Annotated in this window: 17 protein-coding genes and 2 tRNA genes; 8 read left to right on the forward strand and 11 right to left on the reverse strand. The window is 62.5% G+C overall.

The window, feature by feature from the left end; genetic code table 11:
• Positions 1-781 precede the first annotated feature (781 nt).
• The 3 genes from recD to IHE47_RS08545 all read left to right on the forward strand — a co-directional run bounded on the left by recD (position 782) and on the right by IHE47_RS08545 (position 4,268).
• On the forward strand, positions 782-2,782 hold the full coding sequence (recD, locus tag IHE47_RS08535; protein ID WP_192105475.1) for an exodeoxyribonuclease V subunit alpha: 2,001 nt from the start codon (positions 782-784) through the stop codon (positions 2,780-2,782).
• Between the two features lie 18 nt (positions 2,783-2,800).
• Positions 2,801-2,876: transfer RNA gene (locus IHE47_RS08540), tRNA-Thr, on the forward strand.
• A gap of 495 nt (positions 2,877-3,371) precedes the next feature.
• A complete protein-coding gene (locus IHE47_RS08545; protein WP_192105476.1) occupies positions 3,372-4,268 on the forward strand; it encodes a plasmid stabilization protein in 897 nt (298 codons plus the stop codon).
• A gap of 267 nt (positions 4,269-4,535) precedes the next feature.
• Here IHE47_RS08545 and IHE47_RS08550 read toward each other — a convergent pair whose 3' ends face one another.
• Positions 4,536-5,339 (reverse strand): hypothetical protein, encoded by an 804-nt coding sequence (locus IHE47_RS08550; RefSeq protein ID WP_192105477.1) that lies wholly within the window; start codon positions 5,337-5,339, stop codon positions 4,536-4,538.
• Between the two features lie 441 nt (positions 5,340-5,780).
• On the opposite strand from IHE47_RS08550, the gene IHE47_RS08555 reads away from it, so the two are divergent.
• Entirely contained in the window at positions 5,781-6,176 is a 396-nt protein-coding gene (locus tag IHE47_RS08555) for a conjugal transfer protein TraJ (RefSeq protein ID WP_192105478.1), read from the forward strand.
• Positions 6,177-6,222: 46 nt separating this feature from the next.
• Here IHE47_RS08555 and IHE47_RS08560 read toward each other — a convergent pair whose 3' ends face one another.
• Complete coding sequence (locus tag IHE47_RS08560) at positions 6,223-7,083, reverse strand: hypothetical protein (RefSeq protein WP_192105479.1); 861 nt, start codon at positions 7,081-7,083, stop codon at positions 6,223-6,225.
• Positions 7,084-7,243: 160 nt separating this feature from the next.
• Here IHE47_RS08560 and trbJ point away from each other — a divergent pair, with 160 nt between their 5' ends.
• From trbJ to IHE47_RS08575, 3 genes are all read left to right on the forward strand, one after another.
• Positions 7,244-8,011, forward strand: a complete 768-nt coding sequence (gene trbJ / locus IHE47_RS08565) for a P-type conjugative transfer protein TrbJ (RefSeq protein WP_192105480.1) — start codon at positions 7,244-7,246, stop codon at positions 8,009-8,011.
• Between the two features lie 83 nt (positions 8,012-8,094).
• The gene (gene trbL, locus IHE47_RS08570) at positions 8,095-9,750 is read left to right on the forward strand and encodes a P-type conjugative transfer protein TrbL (RefSeq protein ID WP_192105481.1); all 1,656 of its coding nucleotides are present in this window, start codon (positions 8,095-8,097) and stop codon (positions 9,748-9,750) included.
• 12 nt (positions 9,751-9,762) lie between these two features.
• The gene (locus tag IHE47_RS08575) at positions 9,763-9,978 is read left to right on the forward strand and encodes a hypothetical protein (protein ID WP_192105482.1); all 216 of its coding nucleotides are present in this window, start codon (positions 9,763-9,765) and stop codon (positions 9,976-9,978) included.
• Positions 9,979-10,208: 230 nt separating this feature from the next.
• Here IHE47_RS08575 and IHE47_RS08580 read toward each other — a convergent pair whose 3' ends face one another.
• The 5 genes from IHE47_RS08580 to IHE47_RS08600 form a co-directional block, all read right to left on the reverse strand.
• Positions 10,209-10,892 (reverse strand): hypothetical protein, encoded by a 684-nt coding sequence (locus tag IHE47_RS08580; RefSeq protein WP_192105731.1) that lies wholly within the window; start codon positions 10,890-10,892, stop codon positions 10,209-10,211.
• Between the two features lie 120 nt (positions 10,893-11,012).
• A complete protein-coding gene (locus IHE47_RS08585; RefSeq protein WP_192105483.1) occupies positions 11,013-11,507 on the reverse strand; it encodes a hypothetical protein in 495 nt (164 codons plus the stop codon).
• Positions 11,507-11,935: a helix-turn-helix domain-containing protein gene (locus tag IHE47_RS08590; RefSeq protein ID WP_192105484.1), complete on the reverse strand. Its 429-nt coding sequence runs from the start codon at positions 11,933-11,935 to the stop codon at positions 11,507-11,509. The genes IHE47_RS08585 and IHE47_RS08590 overlap by 1 nt, the downstream gene beginning before the upstream one ends.
• 4 nt (positions 11,936-11,939) lie before the next feature.
• Positions 11,940-12,308, reverse strand: coding sequence for a type II toxin-antitoxin system RelE/ParE family toxin (locus tag IHE47_RS08595; RefSeq protein WP_192105485.1), 369 nt, complete (start codon positions 12,306-12,308; stop codon positions 11,940-11,942).
• Between the two features lie 153 nt (positions 12,309-12,461).
• The gene (locus IHE47_RS08600) at positions 12,462-13,451 is read right to left on the reverse strand and encodes a site-specific integrase (RefSeq protein WP_225561724.1); all 990 of its coding nucleotides are present in this window, start codon (positions 13,449-13,451) and stop codon (positions 12,462-12,464) included.
• Between the two features lie 149 nt (positions 13,452-13,600).
• On the opposite strand from IHE47_RS08600, the gene IHE47_RS08605 reads away from it, so the two are divergent.
• Positions 13,601-13,701: transfer RNA gene (locus IHE47_RS08605), tRNA-Ser, on the forward strand.
• A 56-nt stretch (positions 13,702-13,757) separates the two neighbouring features.
• On the opposite strand, the gene ispH is transcribed toward IHE47_RS08605, so the two are convergent.
• The 4 genes from ispH to IHE47_RS08625 all read right to left on the reverse strand — a co-directional run bounded on the left by ispH (position 13,758) and on the right by IHE47_RS08625 (position 19,553).
• Entirely contained in the window at positions 13,758-14,717 is a 960-nt protein-coding gene (gene ispH, locus IHE47_RS08610; RefSeq protein ID WP_192105487.1) for a 4-hydroxy-3-methylbut-2-enyl diphosphate reductase, read from the reverse strand.
• A gap of 116 nt (positions 14,718-14,833) precedes the next feature.
• The gene (gene lspA / locus IHE47_RS08615) at positions 14,834-15,334 is read right to left on the reverse strand and encodes a signal peptidase II (RefSeq protein ID WP_192105488.1); all 501 of its coding nucleotides are present in this window, start codon (positions 15,332-15,334) and stop codon (positions 14,834-14,836) included.
• 214 nt (positions 15,335-15,548) lie between these two features.
• The gene (ileS, locus tag IHE47_RS08620) at positions 15,549-18,410 is read right to left on the reverse strand and encodes an isoleucine--tRNA ligase (RefSeq protein WP_192105489.1); all 2,862 of its coding nucleotides are present in this window, start codon (positions 18,408-18,410) and stop codon (positions 15,549-15,551) included.
• Positions 18,411-18,599: 189 nt separating this feature from the next.
• Complete coding sequence (locus IHE47_RS08625) at positions 18,600-19,553, reverse strand: bifunctional riboflavin kinase/FAD synthetase (protein ID WP_192105490.1); 954 nt, start codon at positions 19,551-19,553, stop codon at positions 18,600-18,602.
• Positions 19,554-19,694 lie beyond the last annotated feature (141 nt).

The raw sequence follows: 19,694 nt of genomic DNA on the forward strand, positions 1-19,694 counted from the left end.
AGAGGGGTTGGGGGAGAGGGGCTTTTGCTCGTGCTGGGTTGTCGCAAGCGACGAAGCGGTTTCGTGCGCCTGTCGGCGCCCGAGTCACTTTTCTCTTGCGTGGCCAAGAGAAAAGTAACCAAAAGAGAAGGCCACCCCGGTTGGCGCTTGCCGGGCCTCCTGCCCGGCAAGTCCGTGAGGCGGGACCGGGCTTTTCGAGCGGGCTCCTGCCCGCGCGAAAAGGCGAGCCCTTCCCTGGGCTCGCCCGCTGCGCGGCCTGGCCGTCCCCGCCTCACCGCCGCCCAGGGGCCCCGCAAGAGCAGGCGCGCATCGTGCGCGCCAGAAGCAATGGCAACAGCAACGGCAAAAGCAGAGTGCCGCGAGCTTGCAGCTCTTCCTCTCCCTCCCCTGCTTGCAGGGGAGGGCTGGGGTGGGGTGCTCTTGCTTCTGCGCGCCGGGAGCGCGCTGCTCTACCCGGGGCCCCTATGGCGCGGCGGATGGGCGGCGGAAAGCCCGCAGGGTGGCCCGCATGGATGCGGGCCAGTTTTTCGCCGGGACAGGAGTCCCGTCGAAAAACCCCGCAGCTCACCCGCGTACCCGCAGGGCAGGATGCCCGGAGGGCGCGCCATCGGGGTGTCGTTTTCTTTTGGCTACTTCTCTTTTGGACAAGCAAAAGAGAAGTAGCTCGGCCGCCGACAGGCGGACGAAACCGCTCTGTCCCTTGCGATAACACAGCCAAAGCAAAAGCGCCCTCTCCCCCAACCCCTCTCCCGCAAGCGGGCGAGGGGAGCGAGCGCGCCGCATGAAGACCCCAATCTCCCTCCTGTTCGACCGCGCCCTGGAGCAACAGCGCCTGCGCCCGCTGGACGTAGCCTTCGCACGCTTCCTCGCCGAACGCGACACGCAGCTCGCACCCGCGCTGCTGTGGCTGGCCGCCGTGTTGAGCCGGCAACTGGCCGACGGCCACCTCTGCCTCGACCTCGATCTGCTGCCTGCACTGGCGCAGGAACAGGACTGGCCCGAGGACTGGCGTGCGCTCGCCGACACCTTGCGCGATGACGATACGCTGCACCTGCCCGTCTCGCCCTTGCTTGCAGCGAACAGCGACGGTGCACCTGCCGATGCACCGCTGGTGCTGGACGGCACGCGGCTCTACCTGCGCCGCTACTGGAACCATGAGCGCAACGTGGCGCAAGGCATCCTCGACCGCGTGGCGTGCGACGAAGCGCCCGCCGCACATTTCGCCGATGAACTCGCGCAGCTGTTCCCCGCGGAGGCCGTCTCGCCCGATTGGCAGCGCGTCGCCTGCGCGCTCGCCGCGCGCGGCGCCTTCGGCGTGGTCACCGGCGGCCCCGGCACCGGCAAGACCACCACCGTGGTTCGCCTGCTCGGCCTGCTGCAGACGCTGCAATTGCGGGAACACGGGCAAGCGCTGCGCATCCGCCTCGCCGCGCCCACCGGCAAGGCCGCGGCGCGGCTCAACGCTTCGATCGCCGCACAGCTCGCGCAGCTGGACGTGGACGATGCCGTGCGCGCGGCGATCCCCTCCGAGGTACTCACCCTGCATCGCCTGCTGGGCGCGCGGCCGGACACGCGGCGTTACCGCCACGACCGCCGCAACCCGCTGCACCTGGACGTGCTGGTGATCGACGAAGCCTCGATGGTCGACCTGGAAATGCTGGCCGCGGTGCTCGATGCGCTGCCGGCGTCGGCGCGGCTGGTCCTGCTCGGCGACAAGGACCAGCTCTCCTCGGTGGAAGCCGGCGCGGTGCTCGGCGACCTGTGCAGACGCGCGGAAGCCGGCCACTACGACGAGGCCACCGCGCGATGGATCGCCGCCGCCACCGGCGACGACATCGCCGCCTTCGTGCAGGCCGACGCGCAACCGCTGGACCAGCGCATCGCGATGCTGCGCGAAAGCCACCGCTTCGGCGCGGCCAGCGGCATCGGCCGTTTGGCGCAGGCCGTGAACGCGGGCGATGCACCCGCCGCGCTGGCGCTGCTGCAGGCGCCCGCGCCGGACCTCGCGTGGCAGCGCGGCGTCGACGCCAGCGCGCTGGCGGCCCTGGCCATCGACGGCTCGTCCACGCCGGACGGCGGCGACGCCTGCGGTTACCGCCACTACCTCGAATGGCTGCGCGCGCACCGTCCGGCCGGCGATGCCGGCGAGGCGACGCACGCGGACTGGGCGCGCGGCGCGCTGCAAGCCTTCAACCGCTTCCAGTTGCTGTGCGCGCTACGGCGCGGCCCGCATGGCGTGGACGGGTTGAACCGGCAGATCGCCACGGCGCTGCGCACACGCGGGCTGATCGACGGCGGCCATGCCCTCGACCACCCAGACTGGTACGAAGGCCGTCCGGTACTGCTCACCCGCAACGACTACAGCCTGGGCCTGATGAACGGCGACGTCGGCCTGTGCCTGCGCCTGCCCGCCGCCGGCAACGACGGCACGCGGCTGCTGGTGGCCTTTCTCGCCACCGGCACGAACCGCGAAAGCGGCGAGCGGCTGCGCTTCGTCCCGCCTTCACGGCTGGCCGACGCGGAAACCGCCTGGGCACTGACCGTGCACAAGTCGCAGGGCTCCGAGTTCGAACACACCGCCCTGCTGCTGCCGCCCGACCCCGGCGGCACCGCCTTCGACAGCATGCTCAGCCGCGAGCTGCTCTACACCGCCATCACCCGCGCCCGCCGCCGCTTCAGCCTGGTCGGCAGTGCCGCCATCGTGGAGCAGGCCATCGCCCACCGCACGCAGCGCCACTCCGGCCTGGCCGCGCGGCTTGCGCCCCACCCTGCCGCCCCGTAAAATCCGCGGTTCAACATCGCCGGAATAGCTCAGTTGGTAGAGCGGCGCATTCGTAATGCGTAGGTCGCAGGTTCGACTCCTGTTTCCGGCACCAAGTTTTCTCAATAAAAACAGCGTATTACACATTGCAGTGTGATGCGCTGTTTGTCTTTGTAATGCACGATTCTGCAGTACACGTGTGCCAAAATTGTGCCGGCTTGTGCCAAAGGTCCGCAGGTGTAAACAACGGTGGTGAAAGCTACACCGCCGCATACCGTGCCCCATTGCGATCCATTGTCGATCTTGGCGTCCATCGCAGCTAACGATGGAACAGATGGATGCAAGCCTTACTCACGGTCGATCAGCTCGCCGTCTATCTGCACAAAACCGCGGGCAGCATTCGCAGCGATGCTTCCCGTAACCCTGAGTCGCTCCCACCTATTTGCAGGCTACCTCACACCAAGCGACTTCTTTGGCGTGTGGAAGATGTCGAGCAGTGGCTCGCGCATCACGTTCAAGGGGACATGAGGAGCGAGTCGACGTTAGTCACTGTTCGACGGCGAGGCAGGCCGACCAAAGCTCAGCAGCGCGCCAGGGCTTCGCGCTGAGCATGGATCTTCACAGCACACCATCGGCAACGGTTGGCGTTCGGGATGAATTACTTGCGGAGGTCGAAGCCCTACAGGCACGCTGGAGAGCCGCCGGCATCAAGCCTACCCCCAAGATCGAACAACCGACTCGGCTCTTCCTGCCCGGTCTGACAGACATCATGCGAGCGATGCCCAACCACATTGCTCGCTCTAGTCTGTTTGCCCCGGTCGCTCCAGGGCGGAAGAAGATCTACAAAGATAAAGTCCTGGTCAGTCGCAGCGATGCGATCATCAAATTCTGGGGCGAACAACTCGATGAGTCTCAGGCTGACGTGTGGATGCAAGCCATGTACGAGGCCCGTAAGTATCCCTTAGGTGAGCGGATTATTTTCAAACGGGCTGCCTTCCTTCGTGCTATCGGCAGACATACCGGCAACTACGAATACAAATGGCTGCATCGTGCACTGCTCGCTCTGTCGTTTGCCATGATCGTGATCGAAGTGCGAACCCGAGACGGCAAGTTGAAGCTTGGGATTGATCCAACGCGCGCCCTTCATCTGATCGACAAATTTGACTTCGAGGACGGAACGTACGCAATCCGCATCGATCCTCGCTGGCATGCCATGTACAGCAATAGCGAATTTGCCATGGTCGACTGGAACAAGCGACTGCAATTTGGGCTACACCAAGACATGGCCAAAGCCCTTCAACGACTGGTGGCCACATCCTCGGACCCCGAACAGCGGAATGCCCTGGACTGGCTCAAAAGCAAGCTCGAGTACACGGGCCGCAAGACCGACTTCGAAGACGCCATAAGTCGTGCGATGAACGAGCTTGTGCGGCTAGAAATCATCCGAGATGGACGCATCGAGGTCAGCAGCAAGGGGCGTACTCAGGCGGTGTGGACGAAGCTCTGAAACGATCGGGGTTGCGTCACAACTCATCGGGGTTGCGTCGCTTCATATCGGGGTTGCGTCGCCTTTTATCGGGGTTGCGTCGCGCCACCATAACCTAACCCTCTGTTCCAATTGCTTCTTTTGGCGAGTTACGACCCTCTACCTTCTTTCTACCTTCTCTCTACCCATACAGAGCTGTGGATAACTTGAAAGACATCCAGTCCGAATCGAGCGTCTAGCCGCTATACGTTGCATCACAGCCAAGTAAGCCCGGCGACAAACTCTCGCCTACAACCAATCAAGTTTCCCAGACAGCGCTGCCCATCGCTGGTCGGCAGTCAAAGAGCGTACGGGATCCTTCAAATAACCCTCAAGATTCGTATTCACAGTTGCCAAAAGATCGATTTCGGCACCTCGCCTATGTAGACGTGACTGCTCCATCTTCAGAAGCTCGCTGTTGAAATCTTCATAAACCCCCAACTGTTTGAGTCTCAGGCGTATATATCCATTTCCTAAACACAAGCCTACGCAACGATATAACCCAGCCCCATCAAGGTCGAGAGGCGCCAAATGGTTCAAATAGCAATAAAGCCGATATAAAGCCACCGCGACGACCAACCGTGAAAGATCCATCGGAATCTCGTAGGCCTCGGCCAGAAGCATGTCAGCTTCAAACTCCAGCAGGGCCTCTTGGAAAGTCTCGCAGTCTCCAAGGAGAAGGTCGCCATCGAATTTCGTTGTTCGACAAATCGGCCAGAGCTCGACCTCGCTCCCCCATAACGCCTTCCAGAGATCGCTGGGGCCTTGGTCATAGAGCTGTTCAGCGTCGGGAAAAACCCTTCTGAGCGAGGAAAGAGCCGCCATTGTTATCGGCTGCAGCCCCTTCGCGACCGGGTACCACTTCTTTGACTCAGATGAACTGGCGACCTGGCCGCCTCCTCTCGGCAGAGCCACGGAAGCCGTGAGCTCGTCATAGAGGCGGGAGAAGCCTCCAACATTGTCAGAGTCAGTACGTTCCATCAGTGAATGCATCAGCGCAACCGACTTCATGATTGCGCGGTGACGGATCTGCGCTTGGCTTATCTGAGACATTGGGTCGATCCACACGATATGGCATCACACTGCCAACAATAGAATGTTATTGCAATTGACAACTCAAAAATCAAGTATTTATTTTTGACCTAAAGTTTAGACTTACGATAAAAGCGAAACTTGAACCGCAAAACCGCCGCATATCCGCCGCATGAAGCCAAAAAATAACCGCAAAGCCGCCGGAAAACGCCGAAAACGACTTGAGTTATATACCGATGTCGTCAAGGCTCTAATGCGGCATTATTGCGGCGAATATGTCGGTGCCGAATCGTGGTTTAATCGTGGCGTAAAGCGCACGAAGTGCGGGCAAGACAGGTGATGAGAGCCCCCACGCAAGCGTGTTGGCCTTCATCACTTCCCTTATTCGCGCGGGGCGCTCAACGGTGTCTTGTCCTGCGGAGCTGGCCGGCTACCGCCGACAAAAAGGAAGGATCGCAAACGATGGTCAAGCATGTACGCCAAAGGGAGCCGACCCAGACCAAGACTCGGCGCGACTCAACGCGAATCCGCGTATTCGTTGACGAGAAGGAGCGTGCGCTCATTCAGGCCAACGCCGATGTCGCTGGATTGAGCGTGTCTGCGTTCCTGCGAAATGTCGGCGTCGGTTATCCCGTACGGTCGATCGTCGACCTCAAGCAGATCGCCGAGCTGGCCAAGATCAACGCCGACCTGGGCCGCTTGGGTGGTCTGCTCAAGCTCTGGCTCACGGGCGATCCCAGGCTCGATCCACGGCGGTTCCCTCACATCGACCGCACTATCGCCGCCACGCTAGGCCAAATCGAAGCGAGCCAGAGTGCTATGCGCGACGTGATGGACCGCATCCTCGCATCAAGGTGATACAGCGTATAGCGGCTATACGGTCAGCTCGTTCAGAGCGGCCAGCTTATACAGCAGTCTTTTGCTCTTCTTTTTCTAAGTCCTTGCGATACTGTGCCTCGATCAGCTCGCGCGTGCTGCTGGTGTCGTAGCGCGACTTGTGATGTTCGAGGATGGCCTGCCGCAATTCCTCGACCTTGGTCACGTCGCCGGTCGCCTTGGCCTTGCTCCGATCGCGCATCAACTCGCCATAGCGCTCGGCCCAGCGCGCCTGGTGTAGCTCGGGCAGGAGCTTCATGCCCGCGTCGTAATTGATGCGCGCGACCGAACGGCTTTCGTCGACGACGCGTCCGGTGGCACTCCCTGAAGGCATGGGATCTGGAATGACCCAAGATCCCATGGCGGAGTGCTTGCTCAAGTGCTTCCGCGTCGCAGTGGGAGGCACTGGCAACGGCATGTCCTCGTTGTCACCTGGCTCGATGAATCGTGGTTCCAGATGTGTCTGCTGGGCTGACATCGGGAGGGGCTGGCTATCCAAGCGCGACAGCTGCGCATCCAACAAGCGCTTCCAGCTCTCGATCTCTGGCTGCAACTCGGCTGTATACCGGCAGGCCTTCGCAGCTTCGATCATGGCGTCCAACTGATCGATGCTGATGCCGTACTTGCCAACCTCCCAGAAAAGACCGGCGCTCATACCCAAGGCGCGACCGTCTGTGTAGGCGTTAAATCGGTCGAGCCAATAGGCGAAGCTTTCTTGAAGGTGGTACGAAGCCAGGGATCCTTCTGCAGCAGCTCGCGCGTCGTGCTCGGTTTCCGCTATGCCGCCATCAACCTGATGGCCGCATTCCGTGCAAGTCGACCACTCCCATCTGTTCTGGAAACGAGGGTCGGTTGCACCTGTTAGTTGCCGTACTTGGCTGGTGTACATGCTGCCTCCTAGCACGATGGGTACAAGGATAAACCTCAAGCACAGCGTTTAGCCGCTAAACGCTGAATGTCATTCTGAAAAGTTTAGCTAAACTTTTATAATCAATGACTTACGTTGTTTTATGGTAATTTGGACTCCCGTACAACAAGGGAGGAACGCCATGAAAAAGCTTGTGTTGTCGAGTGCTTTGGTCGCGGCCCTGGCGCTCTCCGCCATTCCGGCTTTGGCCGGCATTCCGGTCATCGACGGCAGCAATCTCGCCCAGAACATCGTGACGGCCCTCGAAACGGTCGCCCAGTACGAACAGCAGATCCAGCAGTACACCACGCAGCTGCAGCAGTACGAGAACATGCTGACCAACACGGCCGCGTTGCCACAGCAAACCTGGTCGCAGGTGCAGGGCACCATCAACGGGCTGACGCAAGCCATGCAGGGCTTGCAGAACATGACGAACGGCGCGGGCAGTATTCAGGCCTACCTCGACAAGTTCGGCAACACGAATACCTACGCAAGCCAACCGTGCTTCAACGGGAGCACGTGCACTCAAACCCAGCTCGCCGCAATCCAGTCCAACAATGCAACCGGCAATGCCGGCGTGAAAGCGGCAACGGATAGCGAGCTAGAAGCCCTTCAGCAGCAACAGGCCTCTTTATCCACTGACGCGGCAAACGTCCAACAGCTACAGAGCAGTGCAGCAGGAGCAAGCGGCCAGAAAGCCGCACTTGATGCGGCCAATCAGCTCGCCGCTGCCCAGACCAATCAGCTTGTGCAGATTCGAGCGCTTCTGGTTGCGCAGCAGACCGCACAGGCGGCGGCACAAGAACAGCAAAACGCTATCAACGCGCAGCAGACAGCCGGCGACACAGCCGTGTTCACTCGCACGCCCGTGAGCACTGTCCAACCAGAGCAGTTCGATATCGCCAATTGACAGGAGGCCTGGCATGAAAGCTCGCGATCTATTTCTAGGTCTCACCATCGTCGGGTTGCTGAGTGCTTGCCAGAACCCCTCAGATGCCTCGAAAGAAGCACGTCAAACAGCTGGCGACGCGACAGTGCTCAAACGACAGCCTGTCGATAAAACCCCGGCCGAACAGTTCGAGATTGGAGACCCTGCGTCAACCGCATCTACCTCCAGCCCTCAACGGTGACGCAGTCATGACACAGGCGCATAGAACGGGGCGGTGGTTCATCCGTAGCCTGCTGGCTCTGACGCTATTCCTTGGCGTGACAGCCCTCGCTCACGCGGCTCCGGCTGCGCCTTCGGCCGGCATTCTGGATAATGTCGTGCGGACGTTTCACGACGCCACACAGACTTGGGGAGCCAAGGCCACGGGCTATGCCGAGAACATATTTCTCGGCCTCGCGGTCATCGGGCTGATCTGGGATTGCGGCTGGCTTGCCCTGCAGCGCGAGGATATCGGTGCGTTCTTTACCACCTTCATCCGGTGGCTTCTGTTCGTTGGCTTCTTCTGGTGGCTCACACAGCATGCCGCTGCCATGGCCAGTGCCATCTTCGGCTCCTTCCAGCAGATGGGTGGAGATATAGGTGGCTTGACCCAGTCGCTCGGACCATCCACCCCGTTGGACGTTGCCTATCAAATCGACGTGGCTACCGGGAACGCACAAAGCATCGTTCATCCCATCAACAGCGTCGCTTTGGCCATGGTCGATCTGACCATCATGATCGCGATGTGTGTTGTCGCCGCCAACATGGTGATTACACTCTGCACCGCATGGATCATGGCCTACGCCGGCTGTGTCCTGGTGGGCTTCGGCGCGCTGCGGTGGACTAGCGATATCGCTATCAATTACTTCCGAACCGTGCTTGGAGTGGCCGTCACGTACATGACGATGCTGTTGCTCGTTGGCCTCGCCAAAACGGTTTTCAACTTCCTTCTCGTCCAGGTCAGCAGTGGAACTACCACCATGCAGTCCTTGATGGTGATGGTTTCCGTTGCGCTCGTGCTGGCTTTCATCATCCACAAGGTTCCGCCGCTCGTCGGTTCGATCACGGGAAACAACGGGGGCGCGCATGGCAGCTTCGGCATGGGGGCCGCCATAGGTGCTCTCGCTGGTATCGGTATCGCGGCTGCTACAGGCGGTGCGGCCTTGGCGGCAGGTGCGACGGGCGCAGCGGCAGGTAGCACGGGCAGTGGCTCTCTCGGCCCAATGATGGCTGCGGTGAACGCCGGCAGTGACGCCGGCAGCGGCTTGGACGGCAGTGGCGCGGACTTGGCCGACACCATGAGCGCCGCGAACGACAACAGTCGAGGTGCCGAGGACAGTGCATCACTCGCCGCGGCGATGGGTGACGGCCCACGTCAGCCATCAAGCAGCGGCGGCCGTGGAACATCGTTCGGTCGCCGTGCCGCCGCGACGGGTTCGGCGGTAGGAACTGTGGCAATGGCTGTCGCCCATTCGAGCGTGCATGCCATGGATCAGGCCGTGGGCGGGAGCGGCTATCAAGGCCAGCTTGCCCCAGTTCGCAGCGGCACGATGGCCGCCCGAGTGGCTGCGTGGAATGCAGCCCGCGATCCGGCTATCGATCCCGCACTTACACCACGTGCTGATGCCGATAGTTCAGCGCAGCCTCACATCGAAGAATCAGACATCCCGTCAAATGTTGCCGACTATGCCAGCAACGACAGCAAGCAACCCAACAAGTGAAGGGAGACAACCATGATTCACTTAACCTTGGGCGACATTGACACGCGGCCAGGGCCGTGCGTGCCCGTCAAAACCAACCCTAGGGTGGGCTACACATCCGAACTCGTCGAGCAGCTTTTCGTGCCCGCGCCACCCAAGCGCATGCAGCCCGAGCTGGGCGACTGGGCGACGACAGATGCCGAACCGATTGATGTAGCTGCGGAGATAGCAGCCTTCGTCAATCTTTAGCCAATGCAGGTGCAGGTGCAGGTGCCGGTGCCGCCGGCGCGGGAGCCGGCGCGCGAGGCATTTGCGCACTCGGTGCACCGCGTGAGTTGTTAGTGGATACAACCTTGCTCATGAGAGCCGATGGCATGCCATCGTTGGCATACCCGCTCCAATTGCTCTTGTTGGTCATTGGTGTGCTACTTGGTTATAGACGCGATTCGTGTGGGCGTGCGTGACTGGGCACATGCTCTTCATTTGCCCGACGATGCTGGTGCTGGTGCTGGTGCTGGTGCTGGTGCTGGTGCTGGTGCCGGTGCTTGAACCGTAGGCATCGCCGCACTGGGAGTGCCTTTATGCACAACCTGCATAGATGCGGAGCCTAAGCCCTCTGTTACCAAGGATTGAGTCGGAGTAATGGATGGCACCTTGGGATCTGTCATGGCTGCGTTCCCGTTATCGTGAACATTGATCCAAACGAATGCGATAGTGAAGGCAGAGGCAGCAAAAAAGGCAAAACCAGCAAGTGGATTCAGCCATTTCAAAGTTTTTGCTGCCCAGCGCTCTTTGTTGTAGAAGTCATCTTTACGATTGATGAAATACTCGTGGGCAGATTCAACGCTCTGTCGGTTTGCTTTTCCTGCAATCGGAAAGGATGCAAGCATCAGTAATAGCGAAACAGCAAATAGTACCCATGATGTCTTGATCGCCCACAGGTCATGCGCGATAGCTAAAGGCACTAAATCCTTAATGAAAGTTATAGAAAGTCCAAGTGCACCCGTAGAGTAGGCCAGAATCGTGTTGTCGTACTTGTCGCTATTCGCGCGTTCACGTGTCTGCTGTTCAGTCCAGTAAGCATCAAACAAAGCACGCCGACGTAGCGTTTCATCGTCGGGCTGGGCAGCCTGATCCGCGCTTTTGCTCGCATCGTCGTTCATCTACCCACCCTTGGATTCTCCCTATGCCGAGAATCCTTTCCCAAGCTACCTATAGACGGTCAGTGATAGATCAGAATGCGGCTTCGACGCAGGCTGTCGACCTCATGAGGAGGGAGAGAGTCAGGCAGTCGGGGGGGGCTTTTTGGTAGATCCTTCCACCTCAACAGAAGCAGGACGAAAAACAGGCACAACAAAGCCAGGCAAACCGACACGCCCAGTCACAGACTGCACCAACTCTCGCCAATATGGCCAAGCGTTATAAGGGCCATTCACTTCGGCAAAGTGCTTGAAGCAATCCTCCTCCAGCGTCGCTTCAGGATTGAGCAAGTACGTCAGCAAGTAGCTTGCTTCCAAGGACAGAATTTCTGCCGGCACTTCCTCACCCGCACCGTGCACATGAAATCTAAAGTCCACCATCACAGCGAGCTCAGGTGAAGATGGCTCATCCTTACGGTGCCGGTGATTGATGGATGTCCTGTACTGGACATCAACCGACAACTCTTCAGGCAAGTCACCGGGTTCGCACCCAGATTCCACCTTGGCATAGCGCAGATTGATGGCGTCCAGCTCTACGTTCCTCGCCACTTTACCGGCAAGTTCGAGATTCGTCGTCATTACAATCCCCCTGCGGCAGTTAGCCGGCCGAAGCCAGCCAAGCCACCATCTTCCGGATCCCGCATGCGCGTAACGGAATTCACCTCACGGCGCTTAGGGAGCGCATGCACTTTGCAGGATTGGACGGGTACAGACATAAATTCGCCCGAACGCAGAGGCTCGAATTTCACGCACGCGCGAAAACCAAGCGCCCACGCGAGATCCGCCACGGTGGCCAATGTGGGATTCTTCGAACCAGAGAAGACTTGCGTCACGTAAGAACGGCTGGTTCCGATTTTGCGAGCCAGCTCCGCTTTCGAGACAGCTTGATCCTCCATCAGCCCAGCGATCGAATCCATCGTCCACACAGCCAGGCGATCGCGCTCATGGAGACGACGACTCTCGTCGGAAGCTTCCTGACGAGCAACCCAGGCTTCATTGATTCCCATTACATCATTCTCCGAGGTACTTCTTTTTGATCGCCTCAGCGCGCGTGATATCGGCTTTGGCGTGCTTGTCTTGCTTCTTCGTCACACCGTGTGTGATGACAAGCTTTTTGGGCGAGGTCTTTGCGTGAAAGCAAAGGAGTCTCACTTGGAAGCGCTTGAACTCAAAGATGCCATCTGACTTTTCGAGCTTTTTGAACTGCTCATTGTTTCTGATCTCGCCACGATCCCCCATGAGCGCGAACAACGTATCGACCTTCTGACGATCCGCCGGCGATAGCCCCTCAAGGTAGTCCGCTGCGGGGCACGAGCCGTCCTCGAACACGTAGAGTTCGATGGATGCTTTTTGCCCGGCGTACTCGACTCGAGTTGGCAACCCTTTGACTCCAGATCAGCATGTGCGTGGCCCTTTGCCAGCCGGGGGAGAATTGTTAACTCATAAGTTAACATTGTCAACCGTAACCGAGCCTGACCCGATACCCACTCGTGGGGGCAAGGGATGTGAGGGACGTGGATTCAAGAGGCAGGCTCAATCCAAGCGTTTGGCGAGGTCTGCAGCATCGGGGTGGTAGTAACGCAACAGCATGCGCGTGTCTCTGTGCCCGGTGATCTTGGCCAGCTCGTGAAGCTGGAATCGTGCCGCCAAGCGACTTGTCGCCTCGTGGCGCAGGTCATGGAAGCGCAGATCCCGCAAGAAAGCTGGATCAGGGGGCTGGTTGTGCTCGGCGCATTCCTGGAGGTACTTGGTGCGGGCCCGTTCTAGCGCCCTCTCGAATGCTTGCGTGATGCCGTCAGCGTGCATGGCAAAGACCAAGCCACGTAGTTCAGGCGGCACAATCGACGTCTTACGCCGCTTCCCCACTCCCTTGGGCAACAAGCTGGCCAACACATCGACGGCGACCGTCGAAAGCGGCACGTCTCGGCTATTGCCATTCTTAGTCTCGGGGAGATGCGCTACACGACGCCCGAGGTCGATGTTCTCCCAGAGCAGAGCGGCGATCTCGCCGCGACGCATCGCCGTCTCGACGGCCAGCGTCAAAATCACCGGCAGTACCCGTGATTCGCTGGACGCGCTGATGCGCGCCAATTCATCCATCTGGCGGTCGCAACGACGACCGTTAGACGGGGGTGCCACGACGCGGCGCGTGCGCGCGTTGTTGGGCGTGGGCTTGCGCACCAGCTCGACCGGGTTCGAGAGGCTTTCCATGCCCCACTCCTTCCGCGCCGTGTTGAACAAGTGAGAAAGTCGCGCCAAACGGCGCAAGACGGTTGCCGGTGCCAAGCCAGCGGCCAGCCAGGTGTCGCGCTGTTGTGCAATGTCGCCGCTACGAATCGTCGCCACCGTGCGCTTGGACAAGGGCGTGTCGCGCCACAGACCAAGCACTGACTTTTCACGAACGACCCCCTTCAGGGCCGGCATGACTTCGGTCTCGTAGCGATCAAGGAGTGCATACAGCGTTGTGGTTTCCGCTTCGCTGCGGTCCAGCCAAACGCCGCGGTTCATCTCCGACTCGATCATAGAGGCCCAAGCCTCGGCCTCCGCCTTGGTGTCGAAGGTCTTGGTTTGAGAGGGCCAGCCTAGCCGCCGTACCTGGGCATGCCACTGATGCGGCCCCCTTCGTCGAATTGTCGCCATCGTGACCTCTTGACTCACTGTGCCAAGAGTGTGCCAGAAAAGCCATTTAAATGGCTAACACTTTGTTTCTATTGTGTATAAATCCGCATTCGTAATGCGTAGGTCGCAGGTTCGACTCCTGTTTCCGGCACCATCGAACAAGTAAAAGGCCCGCATCGCTGCGGGCCTTTTGTCGTCTGGCGGACCGGATCAACCCGCCGCCTGGCCGCCCACCGACAGGCGCAGTTCCTTGGGCAGGGCGAAGGTGATGGTTTCCGGCTCGCCATCCAGCTCGCGCACCGCGCCGGCGCCCCAGGATTGCAGGCGAGCAACCACGTCGCGCACCAGCTTCTCGGGGGCGGAGGCGCCGGCGGTGAGGCCGATGCGCTGCACGCCGTCCAGCCATTCGCGCTGGATGTGCTCGGCACCGTCGATCAGGTGGGCGCGCACGCCCTGCTTCTCGGCCAGTTCGCGCAGGCGGTTGGAATTGGAGCTGTTGACCGAGCCGACCACCAGCATCAGGTCCACCGCGTCGGCGAGCCGGCGCACGGCGTCCTGGCGGTTCTGCGTGGCGTAGCAGATGTCGTCCTTGCGCGGCCCCTCGATGTCGGGGAATTTCGCGCGCAGCGCAGTAATGATGGCCTTGGTGTCGTCCACCGACAGCGTGGTCTGGGTGACGTAGGACAGATCGTGCGGGAACTCCGGCGCCAGCGCGGCCACGTCCTCCACCGATTCCACCAGCAGGATCTCGCCGCTGTTGGCGGCGTTCCACTGGCCCATGGTGCCTTCCACCTCGGGATGGCCGGCATGGCCGATCAGCACCACGCTGCGGCCGACGCGGCCCAGCCGCGCCACTTCCATGTGCACCTTGGTGACCAGCGGGCAGGTGGCGTCGAACACCTTGAGGTCGCGCTGCTCGGCCTCCTCGCGCACCGCCTGCGACACGCCGTGGGCGCTGAAGATCACCGTGGCGCCGTCGGGCACCTCGTGCAGTTCCTCCACGAACACCGCGCCGTCGCGGCGCAGCTTGTCCACCACGTAGCGGTTGTGCACCACCTCGTGGCGCACGTAGATCGGCGCGCCGTACGACTCCAGCGCCCGTTCGACGATGGCGATGGCGCGGTCGACGCCGGCGCAGAAACCACGGGGATTGGCGAGCAGGATGTCCATGAAAGCACCAGCAGAGCGAAACCGGCGTAGGAGCGCACCCTGTGCGCGATTGCTCTTGCTCCGATCAAGCATCAAAGCCATCGCGCACAGGGTGCGCTCCCACGGGCGAATGCGGATTATCGCACGCTGCCCTGTCCCTTGCCGCCGAACAGGCCGAACGCCACCAGCAGCACCGCCCCCACGCTGACGCCGCAATCAGCCACGTTGAAGGTCGCGAAATGCCAGGCGCCGAACTGCACGTCAACGAAATCGGTCACTGCCGCGGCATGCAAGCGGTCGATCAGGTTGCCGATGGCGCCGCCGACGATCATCGAAAGCGGCAGCGCGGTACACCAGTCGCGCCGCGCGGTGCGTGCGAGCCACACCACCAGTACCGCGCCGATGACCAGCGCCAGTACCACGAAAAACCAGCGCTGCCAGCCGTTGCCCCAGGCTAGGAAGCTGAAGGCCGCGCCGGGGTTGTAGGCCAGCGTCCAGTTCAGGAAACCGGGGATCACCGGATGCGGCAACCCGGCGGGCTGCAACGCGGCCAGTGCCCACCATTTGCTGAGCTGGTCGAGGGCGACGATGAGGGCGGAAAGCAGCAGCCAGGGGAGTGCGTTGGGTTTGGTGGTCATGGGGACACAGTCTGGTTGGTTTACTCCCTCTCCCCGCAGGGGAGAGGGTTGGGGTGAGGGGCCAATCTTGCCGTGAAGCTAAATCGGAGCGTATGTCGGGAGGGATTTCCGCGAGCACCCGCCCCTCACCTCGCTCCTCTTCCTCGCTCCTCAAGGCAGGGCCATCCATGGCCCTTCCCCGCGTCCCGAAGGGGAGAAGAGGAAAAGCAAAGCATCAGAACCAGCGACGCGTCTCGCCCGGCCCTTCCACGTTGCTCACGCAGCGACCGCACAGCTCGGGGTGATCGGCGTGGCTGCCCACGTCGTCGCGGCGATGCCAGCAGCGCACGCACTTGGCGGCGTCGCTGACACTGGCCGAGACCCAGGCCTTGGCGCCGTCCAGCTCCACGGCTTCCGCGTCGGCGGGCTGGGTTTCGGCGGCCGCGAGGCTCGCATCGGAAGTGATGAAGAAGAAGCGCAGTTCGTCCAGCGCCGGTGCGTAGCGCGCCACCGTGGTGGCGTCGGCGTGGATCGCCAGCTTCGCTTCCAGCGCGGCGCCGATCCGCCCGTCCTTGCGCATGCCTTCGAGTACGCGCGCGGCAGTGTCGCGCACCGCCAGCAGGTCGGCCCACCAGCGCCGCTGCTCCGGCGACGCCTGCGTGGCGGCCAGGCCGTCGTACCAGGTTTCCAGCAGCACGCTCTCGCCGCGCTGCCCCGGCAACGCCTGCCAGATTTCCTCGGCGGTGAAGGCCAGGATCGGCGCCAGCCAGCGCACCAGCGCCTCGGCGATGCGGTACATCGCGCTCTGCGCGCTGCGCCGGCCGTGGCTGTCGGTGGGCATGGTGTAGAGGCGGTCCTTGGTGATGTCCAGGTACAGCGCGCCCATCTCGTTGGTGCAGAAGTTCTGCACGCGCGCCACCACCTCGGGGAAGTCGTAGCGCTCGTAGGCCGCGACCACCGCCTGCTGCACGTCGTATGCCTGCTGCACCGCCCATTGGTCGAGCAGCAGGCTGTCTGCAACCGCAACCAGATGCTGCGCGGGATCGAAGCCGTCGAGGTTGCCGAGCAGGAAGCGCGCGGTGTTGCGCAGGCGGCGGTAGCCGTCCGACACGCGCTTGAGGATCTCGTCGGAGACGCTCATCTCGTTGCGGTAGTCGGCCGAGGCCACCCACAGGCGCAGCACGTCGGCGCCCAGCGTGTCCATCACCTTCTGCGGCGCCACCACGTTGCCCAGCGACTTGGACATCTTGCGGCCCGAGGCGTCCACGGTGAAGCCGTGGGTGAGCACGTCGTCGTACGGCGCGCGGCCGTGGATCGCCGCCGAGGTGAGCAGCGAGGACTGGAACCAGCCGCGGTGCTGGTCGGAGCCTTCGAGGTACATCACCTTGTACTGCGATGCGCTGCCCTGCTGCAGCTCGGGACGCTGGCCGATCACGCCGAAATGGGTGACGCCGGAGTCGAACCACACGTCCAGCACGTCGGTGACCTTGTCGTAGTCCCTGGCCTGGTCGCCCAGCAGGCCGGCAGGATCGAGGTCGTACCACGCGTCGATGCCGCCCTGCTCCATGCGTTGCGCCACTTGCTCCATCAGCGCCACGGAATCCGGGTGCGGCTCCTGCGTCGCCTTGTGCACGAACAGCGCGATCGGCACGCCCCAGGTGCGCTGGCGCGAGATGCACCAGTCCGGGCGGCCGGCCACCATGCCGGCGATGCGCTCCTCGCCCCAGCCCGGCACCCAGCGCACGTCCTTGATCGACTGCAGCGCGGTGGCGCGCAGGCCGGCCTGCTCCATGCCGATGAACCACTGCGGCGTGGCGCGGAAGATCACCGGCGTCTTGTGGCGCCAGCAGTTCGGATAGCTGTGCTCGATCTTCGCGTGCGCCAGCAGCACGCCGTGCGCGCGCAGCAGCTCGACGATGGCGTCGTTGGCCTTCCACACGTGCATGCCGGCCAGGTCCAGATCGCCGGCCTTCGGCGTGTCGTCGCGGTAGGTGCCACGCGCGCCGATGTAGTTGAGCAGGCCGATGCCGTTCTCGCGGCCGACCACGAAGTCCTCCACGCCGTGGTCGGGCGAGGTGTGCACCGCGCCGGTACCGTCCTCGGCGCTGACGTGGTCGCCAAGGATCACCGGCACGATGCGGTCGTAGAACGGATGCTGCAGCTTCGTGCCATTGAGCCCGGCACCGCTGGCATGGCCGAGCACCGTGGGCGACTCTACGCCGTAGCGCGCCAGCGCCTTCTCCACCAGCGCAGCGGCGATCACCAGCAGCACGCGCTTGCCGTTGCGCGCGGGGCCATCGACCAGCGCGTACTCCAGCTCGGCACCCAGCGATACGGCCTGGCTTTCCGGCAGCGTCCACGGCGTGGTGGTCCAGATCGGCACCGCCACGATGACGTCGCCCGCATCCACGCCGAACTTCGCGGCCAGCGCCTTGGCGTCGACCGCGTCGTAGGCCACGTCCACCGCCGGCGAGACCTTGTCGCCGTACTCGATCTCCGCCTCGGCCAGCGCCGAGCCGCAGTCGAAGCACCAGTACACCGGCTTGGCGCCGCGCACCACGTGGCCGTTGGCGACGATGCGCGACAGCGCACGCACCATGTCGGCCTCGTACTTGAAGTCCATCGTGCGGTACGGGTTTTCCCAGTCGCCCAGCACGCCCAGGCGCTTGAAACCGGCGCGCTGGGTGTCGATCTGCTCGGCGGCGTATTCACGGCACTTCTGGCGGAACGCGCGCGCGTCGAGCTTCTCGCCCGGCTTGCCGTGCTGCTTCTCCACCGCGATCTCGATCGGCAGGCCGTGGCAGTCCCAGCCCGGCACGTAGGGTGCGCGGTGGTCGGCCAGCAGCTTCGAGCGCACCACCATGTCCTTGAGGATCTTGTTGACCGCGTGGCCGATGTGGATCGCGCCGTTCGCGTAGGGCGGGCCGTCATGCAGCACGAAAACCTTGTCGCGCCCCGCCGTGGCCTGCTGGATGCGCGCGTAGCGGCCGGCCTTTTCCCAGTCGGCCAGCCAGCCCGGCTCGCGCTTGGGCAGGTCGCCGCGCATCGGGAAATCCGTCTGCGGCAGGTTGATCGTGCTCTTGTAATCGGTGCTCATCGCTTCGGGTGCCTCGACTTGAGTCTCGCCCCGAAGCCGGCCGGCCCGAAGCGCTGTTGTGCCGCCCGCCGCGCGCGGCGGCAGGCGCTCGCGCTGCAGGCGGATGCCTTCAAATAATAATGACGATCGCCGCGACTGCGCTGGCGCGCTCGCGGGCGGGGTGCGGCAGGTTGGACTTTTCGCGGGTGCTCATGCGCGGGCCAGTACCGGATTCATGCCCAGGATTTCCCGGGCCGAATGCGCATCATGATTCATCTGCGCCTTCAGTGCATCCAGATCGTCGAATTTCTGCTCGTCGCGCAGCTTGGCCACGAACTCCACCGCCATGCGCCGGCCGTAGAGGTCGCCCTCGAAATCGAACAGGTGGGTTTCCAGCAGCGGCTGGCTGACCTGGTTCACGGTGGGCCGCACGCCCAGGCTGGCCACGCCCGGCCAGCTGCACTCACCCTCGCCCAACCCCACGCGCACGGCGAAGATGCCCTGCACCGGGCTGACCCGCCCGCGCAGGTGCACGTTGGCGGTCGGGAAACCCAGCGTGCGGCCGAGCTGGTTGCCGTATTCCACCCGGCCCTCGATCACGAACGGGCGGCCAAGCAGCGCGGCAGCAGCAGCGAACTCGCCCGCGCCCAGCAACTGGCGCACGCGACTGGCGGAGACGCGCTCGCCATCCAGCAGGATCGACGGCATCACGCAGCCCGCGAAACCGGCCTTCTCGCCCAGCTCGCGCAGCAGGGCCACATCGCCCGCACGCTTGTGGCCGAAGCGGAAGCCCGCGCCCACCCATACTTCCCTGGCAGCCAGGCGCTCGACCAGGATGCGCTGCACGAAGTCCTCGGCGGACATCGCCGCCAGCCCGGCGTTGAAGCGCAACATGTGCACCTGCTCGAAATCCGCCGCCGCAAAGCCGAGCAGCTTTTCGCGCACGCTGGAAAGGCGGGGCAACGGTTCGGGCGAGAAATAGGTGCGTGGCAGCGGCTCGAACGTCACCACCGCCGGCGTGCACCCCAAGGCGCGCGCACGGCGCTGCACTTGCGCAAACAGGGCCTGGTGCCCCCGATGCAGGCCATCGAACGCGCCGATGGCCACCACGCTGCCGTTGGGTGCAAGGCAGGGTCCTGCGATGTCGCGGGAAAGTTTCGTCATCGGGCCAGTATATCGGGCCCATCCCGACCCCGTCGCCAAAGGGATCCAAAGCTTCTTGTGAACAGTGCGGCCATGGATGGCCGCCTTTTGATCTTCGCGAGCAAGGACGATCGCACCCCATGGAAGTTGCGGCCAAGGATG

It is taken from the genome of Rhodanobacter sp. DHB23 (assembly GCF_014842975.1).
Classification (GTDB): domain Bacteria; phylum Pseudomonadota; class Gammaproteobacteria; order Xanthomonadales; family Rhodanobacteraceae; genus Rhodanobacter_A.